Raw genomic sequence first — 12,580 nt, forward strand, 5'->3', positions numbered from 1 at the left:
AAGGTAAAATGAAAAATGAGGTGGAAAGCAAGATGAAAAAGGTGATAGCATTATTATTGGTGATAGTCATGTCAGTAACAGTACTAGCTGGGTGTGCAGCCCAACAAAAAGAAACAGCAGAGAAGAGTGGAGAAAGTACCGCAACCGAAAGCGGGGAGAGTACTGCGGCAAAAAGTGGAACACCAACAACGAATATATTAGAAGATGGAAGAACACAGGTTACAGGCGTGTCAAAGGCAAATGTTCAATCATTATATCCATTTGGGGGACCTGCGGATGATAGTAACCCATGGAAATGGCAAGCTTACGAATTTCTGTTTATCTATAATCCGACATCAGGAGAATTGGAGTCACAGATTGCAAAGGACTATACAGTATCTGAAGATGGTTTAGAATATGAAATCGAAATTTATGATTATGTATATGATTCGGCAGGTAACCATATTACAGCGGAAGATGTAGTGTTCTGTATGCAGACAGCATTTGAAACAGGAAACTTTACGAACCTTGGTATGAATAACATGGAAAGCATTGAAGCAACCGGGGATTATACGGTTAAGATGAAATTCTCGAGTTTTATTATTGGTGCTTTCGAATTTATTATGGAGTATGTTCCGATTGTCTCACAGAAAGCATACGAAGAATCAGGTGACGAGATGGCAACTGCTCCGATATCAACATCTCCGTACAAAGTTACAAATTTTGTATCAGGATCTTCCGTAACCATGGAAAAGCGAGATGATTACTGGCAGACAGACGAATCTCTTCTTTGTACATATTCACAGTCAAATGTGGATGTCATAAACCTTCAGTGTATTGCAGAAATTTCTCAGAGAAAAGTAGCATTGCAGTCAGGAACTGTAGATGCCGCTCCGCTTGATACAGAGTCAGCAGTGGCTTTAAAAGGTGAAGGATATAGAGAATTTGTTGTAAATTGGCCGCATATTCAGTATTTCCAGTTGTCAAAAGATGCGAACAGTCCATTTTCCGATGAAAATTTCCGTAAAGCTGTCTTGTGTGCGATTGACAGAGACGGATTAATCGAAGCAGTATATGGAGAATACGCTGAAAAAGCAGTTCTTGGAATTAAAATTGCAGAAGATTTTGATGAAGCATGGCTGGATGAAACATATCCTTATGAGTATGATGTAGAAAAAGCAAAAGAGTATCTGGGGGCATCTGATTATGGGGAAGGAACAAAAATCAGAATTGTATTCCAGTCTGATGATGTAAGAAAGAAAATTGCTGAAATTCTTCAGGCGTATTTATCGCAAATTGGCATTATAGCAGAAGTTGTATCAGAAGAACCTGGAATCTATGCAGACACACAGAGAACTCCGGCAAATTATGATCTGACGATTACTCAGAAATATGGTTTGTATTCATCTAAAATTTACAATTCATTATTTGATGTACGCAATTATTCTTCGGGAACGACACTTATGGGGTTGAAAGACGACAATTTACAGGCATTAATTGAAACGGCATGTGCAGCAGAAACCAATTCTGTTGAAACAGCTAATGATGTACGTAATTATGTAACGGAACATGCTTTAGTAGGTCCCCTTTGCTGGTTAGCAGAATCTTATGTTGTACCTGCGGATAGTGTGATCACAGAGCTTGTATATTGGGATTGCGGTTTACCGGTATATGGGGCGTGTACATATGATTGGGGAAAATAATTTGTAGTGTATAAATTGCGAATGTTTGCGTGCATGCTTGCTCGCAAACATTCTCTAAAGGTAAAGGTGATAAAATGATACGTTATATTTTAAAACGATTAGTGTGGATGGTTCCTGTTGTCTTAGGGGTAATAGTTATCGTCTTTACAATTTTAAGATTTTGTCCGGGTGATCCGGCAGAAATTATCGCAGGGGCAGAGGCAACGCAGGAACAGGTAGATACCATACGTGAGTCCTGGGGCTTGGACAAACCTTTCTTTGTACAGCTTGCCACTTATATTGAAAATGTATTAAAAGGTGATTTTGGAAAATCGTATCTGACAAATGTGTCAGTAACTTCAGAATTGGCAGTGAGAATTCCGCGAACTTTAGGTCTGGCTTTTGCCTGTATGGTGATTTCTGTCGTTGTAGGCGTTCCGCTTGGAATCATTGCGGCAGTAAAACAAAATAGTTGGGCTGATAGAGTGTGTATGGTAGTGGCATTGATAGGTGTTTCTATGCCAAACTTCTGGCTAGCATTGCTCTTAGTATTGCTTTTTTCTGTAAAATTAGGATGGCTTCCGGCTATGGGAATTGGTGGAATACAGTATTATATCATGCCTGCGATTGCCGGATCAATGCAGGATCTGGCGAGACAAGCGAGGCAGGCACGGTCCAGTATGCTGGAAGAAATTAGAGCAGATTATGTAATCACAGCCAGAGCAAAGGGGCTTTCGGAAAAAAAGGTTATTTTAAAACATGCATTAAAGAATGCGTTGATTCCAGTTATTACAGTGGCAGGCAATGGATTTGGAAGCTTGCTAGGTGGCGCACTGATTCTGGAAACTATTTTCCAGATACCAGGTGTTGGGTTATATGTAATCAGCGCTGTAAGCAATCGTGATTATCCGATTGTACAGGGGGGGACAATTTTTTTAGCAATTGCATTTAGCTTTATCATGCTGGCTGTGGATTTGATCTATGCATCGGTAGATCCGCGTATACGTGCCCAATATACGAGTGGAAAGAGGAGGAAAAAACATGCATAAGAAGAAAAATAATGGTATGTTCCGAATCGTATGCAGACGCATGTTTCGAAATAAACTGGCAACATTCGGATTAATCATTTTCGTAATTGAAGTAATCCTTGCGATTCTTGCACCATATATTTCAGCCTTTCCTTATGATGAGATGGATCTTACAGCAATGTATCAGTCTCCAAATGCGGTACATTGGTTTGGAACGGATTCCATGGGACGAGACATGTTTAGCAGAATCCTTTATGGAGCACGATTTTCTTTAATAATCGGTATTGGTGCTATGCTGCTTTGTATGTTGATTGGAATCGTGTTAGGAGCGCTTACGGGCTATATCGGGAAGCTGTTTGACGACATTTTGATGCGTTTCCTTGATATTATCCAGGCGATTCCATCCATGTTGCTGATGATTGTTGTTGCGGCGGCGGCTGGAAATTCAGTACCAATCATTATTGCAGTAATTGGAATATCGGGAAGTCCGGCCTATGTTCGGTTGTTTCGAGCACTGGTGCTGAAGGTGAGAAATCAGGAATATATTGAGGCTTCACGTTCAATCAATTGTAATCCCGTACGAATCGTGGTATCTCATATTATTCCAAATGCCATTTCTCCGATGTTAGTAAATCTGACGCTCGGAGTTGCGAACTCTATCTTAGCTGCAGCAAGTCTTAGTTTTATAGGACTTGGTGTACAAGCACCGAATCCGGAATGGGGAGCACTTCTTTCGGCGGGAAGACAGAATATGATGGAATACCCGTATTTGGTTATTTTTCCGGGCTTGGCGATTATGATTACGGTATTTGCACTAAATATATTTGGTGACAGTCTTCGTGATGCACTGGATCCTAAGTTAAATAATTAATATGGGGTGAGATTATGTCGGAAAAATTTTTATCGATTAAAGACCTTGTGGTGGAATATACATCAGATGGTAAAATCGTACATGCAGTTAATGGTGTTTCTCTGGAATTGAAAAAAGGGAAAACATTGGGACTGGTCGGTGAGACTGGTGCTGGAAAAACAACAATTGCAAAATCAATCCTTCGGATTCTGCCGGATCGAGGTGCTAAGATCTGTAATGGAGAGGTTTACTTAGATAAAGATAATCTATTAACATTACCAGAAAGGGATATGCAGAAAATTAGAGGAAATAGAATTTCCATGATTTTTCAAGATCCTATGACGGCATTGAATCCTTCGATGCGTATAGGTGATCAAATCAGTGAGGTTATTGAAAAACATAATAAAATTTCAAAAGAAGAAGCAAGAAAATGTGCAGTTGCAATGCTGCAGATGGTGGGAATTCCGGAACAGCGATTCGAAGAATATCCCCATCAGTTTTCCGGTGGCATGAAACAGAGGGTTGTGATAGCCATTGCCCTTGCCTGTCAGCCTGATTTGTTATTAGCAGATGAACCTACGACCGCTTTGGATGTAACGATTCAGGCGCAGGTATTGAAGATGGTTATGGAATTGAAAGAAAAAAATAATACTTCTATGATCCTGATTACTCATGATCTTGGCGTTGTAGCCAATACATGTGATGAAGTAGCAATTGTCTATGCAGGGGAAATCGTGGAATATGGAACAAAATATGATATTTTCGATCATCCAACGCATCCATACACGATTGGATTGTTTGGAGCGATCCCGGATCTGAACAGCGATGAGGAGTGGCTGCATCCGGTAGATGGGCTACCGCCAGATCCAACAAATTTACCGAAGGGATGTGCATTCCATCCGCGTTGTCCATATGCGACAGAAGCATGTAAGGCTGATAAAATTTCGCTATATAAGACGCCGGATGGACATAACTGCCGTTGCTGTAACACAGAACAAGTTGTGAAACAGACGAAGAAATGAGAGGAATTAAAAATGGCAGAAAATTTAATTGAAGTAAAAAATTTGCAAAAATACTTTTCGACCGCACATGGAATGTTACATGCGGTAGATAATATCAATTTGACGATTGAAAAGGGGAAAACATTAGGGGTTGTTGGTGAGTCTGGATGTGGAAAATCAACATTGGGAAGAACACTGATTCATCTTCTGGAGAGTACCGGCGGTAATATATATTTTAAAGGTGAAGACGTTACTCATTTAAACAGAAAAAGATTAAAAGCATTAAGAGAGGAGATGCAAATTATTTTTCAGGATCCGTATTCTTCAATTGATCCGAGAAAGACAATCCGTGAAACTGTTATGGAGCCGATGAAAATATCGAGGAAAATGTCCAAAAAAGAAATTAATGATGCGACAGATGCACTGGTCGAACTGGTTGGGATTGATCAGCGGTTAGCAAATGCATATCCTCATGAGCTGGATGGCGGCAGAAGACAGCGCGTGGGGATCGCCAGAGCCCTTGCATTGAATCCTAAGTTTATCGTTTGTGATGAGCCAGTCTCGGCATTGGATGTATCGATTCAGGCGCAGGTATTGAACTTGTTGAAAAAATTACAGAGAGAAAAAGAATTTACATATATGTTTGTAACACATGATCTTTCTGTAGTGAAACATATTTCGGATGATATTTGTGTTATGTACCTTGGGCAGGTAGTTGAAAAAAGTCCAACAAAAGAATTGTTTGAAAAACCGATTCATCCGTATACACAGGCTTTGCTCAGTGCAATTCCGGAAGTAGATGTGCATAAAACAAAAGAGATCGAAATACTAAAAGGAGAAATTACTTCTCCGATTGATCCGAAACCGGGATGTAGATTTGCTGCAAGATGCAAATATGCAGCTAAACAATGTCAGGAGTCACAGGTATTGGAAGCCATCTCAGAAGGACATTTTGTATCTTGCTGCAGAGCTCGAGAATTAAGTTTTAAGTGATTTCTGGCAAATGATTAAAAATTGGAGAAAGAAAAATGACATATCAGGTTCATACAATTAAATTCATTATATTTCTATTAACAGGAATCGTTCTGAGCGGATGTGCGGTACAGGCGTTCTTATTAAACTATCCGTTATCTGGTATATTGTTATGTGTGCTGGCATTATTTTATCTGGGTATTTCAATTTTTTCAGCAGGAGCTTTTGTGACGGTTAATGAAGACTGTGTTCGTTTGCATACCTTGGGGATTACTTTGAAAGAACTTCGTTGGGATGATATCAAAGAGGTCGGTATTGTAGGAACGAAAGTATTTAACGGAAAAAAGAATGAGAAGTGTGGAAGCCTTTATCTCTATTTTTGCAAGAAAGGGATGAATGCTGAAGAGCGATTTGATATGTGTTTAAAGTGGCCTCCGAAAGAGTGTATTTATCTACATTTTGAGAATAAGAAGTTTGACTACATACAGTCAAAATGGAATAAAAAAATAGTTACTTATAACGTTGGCAATCTTATAATTTAATGGAAGCGTATTGTACCAATGCTAGGTGTAATAAAGTAGGCTTTGGAGAGAGTAGAACGAAGAGGGATTGTTAAAGTTCAGAATAAAGGCGAAGCAGGAGCAGGTGAGCAAGGCTACAAAATTCATATATGTAACTTTATGATCATTTCGAATGTTTAAGACTAAGTCATCTAAACTGTGTTTTATTAAAGAAGTTCAAGAACCGCCATTACATGTGTATTGGTGGTTCTTTTACTTCTTGCAATGCGAAAGCGCATCCACTATAATGAATTTATCTGGAACATCATGTCTATATGTTCAAGGCAGTTCTGCCGACGTATTCCAGAAGAAAAATAAAAGAAAACTGCCGGTGTGGTTGAAAACAAGCCTCTTTATTCTTATAATACAGTTATAAGGTGTATTTTCCATGCTGCGGTTTTCGAAAGCAAAGGAGAAATATGCATGAAGAAACAGGTGATTTATAAAGCAAAGGATTCTGAGGTGCGTTCGAGACTGAACCGGGCAGAGATCTTTGCCGATGTGTTTAACGGCGCATTCTTTAAAGGGGAACAGGTAATCCGGGCGGAGAATCTGCAGGAGCAGGACAGCAGCCAGAGCGGGCGCATTGAGGCGCGGGATGGCACAGATGTGGTGATTCGTCGATATCGGGATGTAAAGAAAAGCGGAAGTGTGGATATGAATCTGGCCATTTTGGCAATTGAGGGGCAGCGGCAGGTGGACTTTGGCATGCCGGCGCGCACTATGCTCTATGATGCCGTTGATTACTGGAAACAGATTCAGGAAATAGAGGGCAGGCATCGTCAAAGGAAGGATTTGCTGCCCGGTACAGAGTTTCTCTCCGGTTTGAAAAAAGAAGACCGGCTACTACCGGTACTTACTGCCGTGGTGCATTACGGAGAAAGACAGGAATGGGATGGACCCATGAGCCTGCACGATATGCTGGCGTTTCCCGGAGAAGCCCGGGTTTGGAGGGAGTTTGTTCCCGACTATCCGATCCATCTGGTGAACTGCCGGACGGTCGACCCGGAGGACTTTTGTACCGGCCTGCGGGAGGTGTTTGAGCTGCTGAGGGTGGCAGCGGACAAAAGGGGCATGCGGGAATTTTTAAAAGAACACGAAAACCACTATCGGAATCTGGATGCGGAAAGAAGTGATCTGGTCGCTGCATTTTTGAAAATTCCGCTGCTGCAGGAACGGAAAATGAGGTATCGGAATAAAGAAGGAGGGGTTGATATGTGTACTGCGATTGATGAAATGATTTTAGATGGAAGGCGGGAAGGTGAAAAGAGAGGCGAAAAAAGAGGAGAAGACAAAAGCCTGGCACTGTTGCAGAAATTACTTGAAGAGAATCGGCTGGATGATGCCAGGAGAGTCTGCACAGATGAAGCGTACCGTCAAAAGCTTTATGAAGAGTATCAGCTATCATAAAATAATGTATGGAAGAGAAGGACAGCCTGAAAGGGCTGTCTTTTTTGCAATCTTTACAATTTTCATACTGGAATTTTGTAAACTTTTCTTAGGTCAATATTCTTGACAGTTAAGTGTGGAGAACGTAAGATAGAAAGCAACAAATATATTGCGATTATAAATAAATCGCAATAAAATAATTTGCGAAAATTAAAACAACGCAAAAGGAGGAGAGGTATGATTTACACAGTAACATTTAATCCTGCGCTGGACTACATTATTTCTGTACCTGATCTTCAGATGGGAAAGACGAATCGCACATCCGCTGAACAGATGTATCCGGGCGGGAAAGGGATCAATGTTTCGATTGTGCTGAAAAATCTGGGCTTTGAAAGTACCGCGCTTGGATTTGCGGCAGGTTTTGTGGGCCGGGAAATACAAAAAAAGCTGGCGGTTCAGGGGATCTCCGCCCGGTTTATCCATCTCGATCAGGGCTGCTCACGGATAAATGTCAAACTGAAAGACTACGACGGGATGGAAATCAACGGGAAAGGGCCGGTCATCAGCCCGGATCACCTCAAGCAGCTGTTTGACCAGCTCGATGATCTTACGGAAAAGGATATGCTGGTGCTGGCGGGAAGTATTCCTGACAGCATTCCCGATACGATATACCGTGATATCATGAAGCGGCTGGCGCCCAGACAGATTCCCGTTGTGGTAGACGCCTCCGGGAAACTGCTGCAGGAGGTGCTGATGTATCATCCGTTCCTGGTAAAACCAAACCATCACGAGCTGGGCGGGCTTTTTGGCGTGGAGCTGACTACCAGGGAAGAAGTAATCCCTTATGCGAAAAAACTCAAAGACAGCGGGGCGTCCAATGTGCTGGTCTCCATGTCTAAAGAAGGGGCAGTACTGGTTGATGCAGATGGAGGCGTCCACTCCTCACCTCCCCCGGCAGGCAGGCTCGTGAATGCGGTGGGGGCGGGGGATTCCATGGTAGCCGGATTTCTGGCAGGGTGGCTGGAACAACACTCATATGAACACGCCTTTCGGATGGGGCTGGCTGCAGGGAGTGCCAGTGCATTTTCGGAGCAGCTTACCACAAGACGGGAAGCGGAAATCCTGTATAAACAACTGAAAGCATAAAAAGCTACAAAAAACAAGTTAAAATATTGGTAAAATCATAGAATCGCAACATATTAACTTGCGATAAATTGACAATCGCAATAGCGTGTGATATAGTCTAAACATAAACAAAGGAAACACGGTGAATATCACATACGGGAGGAACGCAGGAATGAATTCATATGAAAGAGCGATTACTGTATTGAACGGAGAGATACCTGACAGGGTTCCGTCGTTCGAACTGCTTATTGATCCGAAGGTAATACGCGGAATCATCGGTACGGACAGTTATCCGGATCTCTGCGATGAGCTGGACATTGATCTGGTAATATCACAGACCCCATCCAAACTGTACCGCGAAGAATGCATCGACAGAGAAAAACAGATTGTCCGCAACGAGTGGGGAATCATGCGCCAGTACAATGGTGAGGTGGTTTCACATCCTCTGCACGGTCCCATTGAGACCCTGGAGGACGCGATGAATTATGCGGCACCGGACCCCATGGATGATTTCCGCTTCGATTACCTGCGGGAGCTGGTCAGAAGATTTAAAGGAAAAAGACTGATCGGTTTTCATCTTCATGACGGGTTTAATTACAGCTATTATCTGAGCAGCATGCAGGATATGATGTGCAATCTGATAGAAGAGCCGGAGCTGGTTCACCGGCTGGTGGACCTTTCTGTGGAACATAACCTGAAGCTGGCGGAAAAAGCATTGGATATCGGAGCGGACTTCATATTAAGCGGTGATGATTATGGATCAAAGACCAGTCTGCTGGTATCCAAGCAGCATTTTGATGAATTTTTCCTGCCGGGACTGAAAAAGATCTGTGATTACGTGACAGGCCGGGGTGCATACATGCTGAAGCACTGCTGTGGAAATATCAATCCGCTGATCGGTGATCTGGTAGATTTCGGTATCAAAGGGATGCATCCGCTGGATGAGAATTCCGGTATTGATCAGATTGAAGTTAAAAAGAAATTTCCGAAGCTGACCATCATGGGTGCGGTGGACTGTGATGAGCCGCTGACTGACTATACGCCGCAGCAGATGGAACAATATGTGCGGGGAATCCTGAAAACACATGCACCGGGCGGAAGATACATATGTGCCACCAGCAACAGTGTTCATTCTTCTGCAAAACCGGAGAACTTTGTAGCAATGCAGCACGCAATTCACAAGTATGGGCGTTACCTTCCAGGCGGAGCACTGGACTGGGAATAAGAAAAGGAGGATAATAGCTAATGAAAAACTACAAACGTGTATTGGCACTGGTATGTGCCGGATTAATGGGGATCTCAATGATGGGATGCGGCGGTGACACATCTTCAAAAAGTACAGAGGCGGAGGCGACACCAGATTCCGACGACAAAGAAACAGTCTCAGCAGACGGGGAAGATGAGACATCCAGTGATAAGAAATTTAAAATAGGCATCCAGATGAAGACATTGGACAGCGGTTTTTTTGTTACCCTTGCTGAAGAATTTACCACACGGATTGAAGAACTGGGATGGGAAGCTACCGTGGCGAATGCGGATTCTGACACCATGAAAGAATCGGGAAATATGGATACATTTATCACACAGGGATATGATCTGATCTTTATCGACCCTTATGAGACGGAGGGTTGTGTGGAGGCTATCAACCGTGCGGTTGACGCCGGAATTCCCGTGATCTGTATGGATAATTCATGCGGAGAAGCTGCAAAGGTGGTGTCGATCGTATATCCCAGCAATGTAAAGAACGGACTTCTGTGCGGCAGCTGGGTGGCGGCCAACAGGTTCGAGGCGGATGAACAGATTAATTCGGTATGTATGGGCGGTCAAAAAGACCTGGAAGCAGCGAGAGAGCGGCGTATGGGATTTATTGCCGGCATACTTATGGAAAGACTTAATCTTACAGAGGATGAGGCGATTGAGATGGGAACCGCCATGGAAAAAGAAGTCATAGCAAAGGGTTCTGCAGTAAATGAAGACGCAAAATTCAGCGTGGGAGGAATCGGATGGGGAGCTTATACCTCAAACGGCGGTCTTGATGCAGCAGAAGACCTGGTAGTTGCCAACCCTGATATGAATCTGATGTTTGGTGAGAACGACGCGATGCTTCTGGGTGCCATGACTGCGATCGAAAATGCGGGCCTGTCTGACCAGGTGATTCTGGCCGCTGATGCGGACGGACAAAAAGAGGCGCTGGAACTTATTAAGAGCGGCACGAACTACGCATGTACCGGTAATAATCAGCCGGGTGCAACGGCTGAGGCGGCTATGGAGATTGCGGTTGATATTCTGGTAAACGGAGCAGACCCCACGAGCTTTGACCGGGTAACTTTAACGAATCCTGCCTGCATTAATCCGGATAATGTAGACGAGTATTATGACCCGGATTCAGCGTTCTAAAGTTAAAAAGTGTCTGGAATCTCCTGAATGAGGTTTCAGACACTTTTTCAAAAAACAGATTTTTTCTATTCATTTTTGTGCAGGAGGAGACAAAATGGATCAAGCGTTTCGAGTTAAGATGGTAGATATAAAAAAGCGCTTTGCAGGAGTTCAGGCACTTGACGGAGCCGGGGTGCAGGTGCGTGCAGGGGAGATACATGCTCTGATTGGAGAGAACGGTGCAGGAAAGTCGACCCTGATGAAAATATTGGCGGGAGCATTGAAAAGAGATAGCGGTGAAATTTTCATCGATGGTCAGAAGACAGAAATGCAGACGCCGAGGGATGCACACAGGCTTGGCATCGCAACCATTTATCAGGAGTTTATGCTGGCTCCCGATCTGACGGTGGCTGAGAATATTTTTATAGAAAATCTCACGTCGGGGAAGAAACTTATCAACTGGAAAACCCTGAATCAGTCAGCCAGGCAGCTTTTAGAGGAACTGGGTTTTGGAGAAATTGACCCTTCGGCAAAAGTCAATACTCTGAGTGTCGCCTGTCAGCAGGTGGTAGAAATCTGCAAATCTCTGTCACAGAAAGTGAAGGTGCTGATTCTGGACGAACCCACAGCAGTTTTAACGTTTAGAGAAATAGAGAAGCTGTTTACCCTTCTCAGGAGACTGAAGGAGGAGGGGGTAAGTATTATTTATATCTCCCATCGTCTGGAAGAGATCTTTCAGCTATGTGATGAAATCACAGTCATGAAGGATGGATGCCTTGTAAAACAGGTAAAGACAGGGGATATCGACAAAGACCGACTGATCAGCCTGATGGTGGGAAGAGATATCAAAGACATCTTTCCGAAACGTCAGAATGTCACGATAGGAGAGCCGGTCTTGGAGGTGAAGGATCTCTGTGCAGGCTCGCTGGTGAGGAATGTCAGCTTCACGCTGCATGCAGGAGAAGTACTGGGATTCTATGGCCTGGTGGGTGCCGGGAGGACGGAGACGATGAGAGCCGTATTTGGTGCAGATGCACTGGAATCCGGAGAGATACTGCTGTTCGGAGAAAAAGTACGGTTTAAAAATCCCAGACAAGCCGTCAAAATGGGTCTGGGAATGGTTCCGGAGGATAGAAAAAAGCAGGGACTGATTTTGGATCAGAGCATCAGGGCCAATACCACGGTGACATCCATGCGGGATGTGCAGAATCGATTGCATGCCTTCGATCATAAAAAAGAATCGGAATATACAAAGGAGATTCTGGACAGCATCAACACAAAGTACGCCTCCATCAACCATAAAGTTTCACAGCTGAGCGGAGGAAATCAGCAGAAGGTGGCGCTCGCGAAATGGCTGGCCGCCGGGAGCAGATGCATTATCTTTGACGAGCCGACACGCGGAGTTGATGTCGGGGCGAAAACAGAGATTTACACATGTATCAACCAGCTGGCTGCACAGGGAATCGGAATCGTGATGATTTCTTCCGAAATGCCGGAGCTCATGGGTATGAGCGACCATATTATCGTCATGCGGCAGGGACAGGTGGCAGGCGAAATCAGCAAGGAAGAATTTACGGAGAACAATATGATCAGACTGGCAATGGGAGGGGTTCAGTAG

Annotated in this window: 11 protein-coding genes; all 11 read left to right on the forward strand. The window is 43.6% G+C overall.

Annotation, left to right across the window (positions count from 1 at the left end; translation table 11 throughout):
• Positions 1–8: 8 nt before the first annotated feature.
• Positions 9–1,682 (forward strand): ABC transporter substrate-binding protein, encoded by a 1,674-nt coding sequence (locus NQ502_RS12660; protein ID WP_028529285.1) that lies wholly within the window; start codon positions 9–11, stop codon positions 1,680–1,682.
• A 74-nt stretch (positions 1,683–1,756) separates the two neighbouring features.
• Positions 1,757–2,710 carry an ABC transporter permease gene (locus NQ502_RS12665; RefSeq protein WP_028529286.1) on the forward strand — a complete coding sequence of 318 codons (954 nt, stop codon included), beginning with the start codon at positions 1,757–1,759 and terminating at the stop codon, positions 2,708–2,710.
• Positions 2,703–3,560 carry an ABC transporter permease gene (locus tag NQ502_RS12670; protein WP_044983369.1) on the forward strand — a complete coding sequence of 286 codons (858 nt, stop codon included), beginning with the start codon at positions 2,703–2,705 and terminating at the stop codon, positions 3,558–3,560. The genes NQ502_RS12665 and NQ502_RS12670 overlap by 8 nt, the downstream gene beginning before the upstream one ends.
• 14 nt (positions 3,561–3,574) lie before the next feature.
• The gene (locus NQ502_RS12675; RefSeq protein WP_044983370.1) at positions 3,575–4,561 is read left to right on the forward strand and encodes an ABC transporter ATP-binding protein; all 987 of its coding nucleotides are present in this window, start codon (positions 3,575–3,577) and stop codon (positions 4,559–4,561) included.
• A 12-nt stretch (positions 4,562–4,573) separates the two neighbouring features.
• Positions 4,574–5,533, forward strand: coding sequence for an ABC transporter ATP-binding protein (locus NQ502_RS12680; RefSeq protein ID WP_028529288.1), 960 nt, complete (start codon positions 4,574–4,576; stop codon positions 5,531–5,533).
• Between the two features lie 35 nt (positions 5,534–5,568).
• On the forward strand, positions 5,569–6,054 hold the full coding sequence (locus NQ502_RS12685; RefSeq protein WP_028529289.1) for a hypothetical protein: 486 nt from the start codon (positions 5,569–5,571) through the stop codon (positions 6,052–6,054).
• A 441-nt stretch (positions 6,055–6,495) separates the two neighbouring features.
• Positions 6,496–7,482, forward strand: coding sequence for a hypothetical protein (locus NQ502_RS12690; protein WP_028529290.1), 987 nt, complete (start codon positions 6,496–6,498; stop codon positions 7,480–7,482).
• A 216-nt stretch (positions 7,483–7,698) separates the two neighbouring features.
• Positions 7,699–8,607: a 1-phosphofructokinase gene (gene pfkB, locus NQ502_RS12695; protein ID WP_028529291.1), complete on the forward strand. Its 909-nt coding sequence runs from the start codon at positions 7,699–7,701 to the stop codon at positions 8,605–8,607.
• A 151-nt stretch (positions 8,608–8,758) separates the two neighbouring features.
• Complete coding sequence (locus NQ502_RS12700; protein ID WP_028529292.1) at positions 8,759–9,811, forward strand: uroporphyrinogen decarboxylase family protein; 1,053 nt, start codon at positions 8,759–8,761, stop codon at positions 9,809–9,811.
• 20 nt (positions 9,812–9,831) lie between these two features.
• Positions 9,832–10,983 (forward strand): substrate-binding domain-containing protein, encoded by a 1,152-nt coding sequence (locus NQ502_RS12705; RefSeq protein WP_028529293.1) that lies wholly within the window; start codon positions 9,832–9,834, stop codon positions 10,981–10,983.
• 94 nt (positions 10,984–11,077) lie between these two features.
• Positions 11,078–12,580 carry a sugar ABC transporter ATP-binding protein gene (locus tag NQ502_RS12710; protein WP_028529294.1) on the forward strand — a complete coding sequence of 501 codons (1,503 nt, stop codon included), beginning with the start codon at positions 11,078–11,080 and terminating at the stop codon, positions 12,578–12,580.

The organism is Ruminococcus gauvreauii, assembly GCF_025151995.1.
GTDB lineage: Bacteria > Bacillota > Clostridia > Lachnospirales > Lachnospiraceae > Ruminococcus_G > Ruminococcus_G gauvreauii.

Excerpts from the sequence above, each read along its gene's own strand:
- NQ502_RS12665 (WP_028529286.1), top strand. The coding sequence starts at position 1,757 with ATGATACGTTATATTTTAAAACGATTAGTGTGGATGGTTCCTGTTGTC.
- NQ502_RS12690 (WP_028529290.1), top strand. The coding sequence starts at position 6,496 with ATGAAGAAACAGGTGATTTATAAAGCAAAGGATTCTGAGGTGCGTTCG.
- NQ502_RS12670 (WP_044983369.1), top strand. The coding sequence starts at position 2,703 with ATGCATAAGAAGAAAAATAATGGTATGTTCCGAATCGTATGCAGACGC.
- NQ502_RS12705 (WP_028529293.1), top strand. The coding sequence starts at position 9,832 with ATGAAAAACTACAAACGTGTATTGGCACTGGTATGTGCCGGATTAATG.
- pfkB (WP_028529291.1), top strand. The coding sequence starts at position 7,699 with ATGATTTACACAGTAACATTTAATCCTGCGCTGGACTACATTATTTCT.
- NQ502_RS12675 (WP_044983370.1), top strand. The coding sequence starts at position 3,575 with ATGTCGGAAAAATTTTTATCGATTAAAGACCTTGTGGTGGAATATACA.
- NQ502_RS12680 (WP_028529288.1), top strand. The coding sequence starts at position 4,574 with ATGGCAGAAAATTTAATTGAAGTAAAAAATTTGCAAAAATACTTTTCG.
- NQ502_RS12685 (WP_028529289.1), top strand. The coding sequence starts at position 5,569 with ATGACATATCAGGTTCATACAATTAAATTCATTATATTTCTATTAACA.
- NQ502_RS12660 (WP_028529285.1), top strand. The coding sequence starts at position 9 with ATGAAAAATGAGGTGGAAAGCAAGATGAAAAAGGTGATAGCATTATTA.
- NQ502_RS12700 (WP_028529292.1), top strand. The coding sequence starts at position 8,759 with ATGAATTCATATGAAAGAGCGATTACTGTATTGAACGGAGAGATACCT.
- NQ502_RS12710 (WP_028529294.1), top strand. The coding sequence starts at position 11,078 with ATGGATCAAGCGTTTCGAGTTAAGATGGTAGATATAAAAAAGCGCTTT.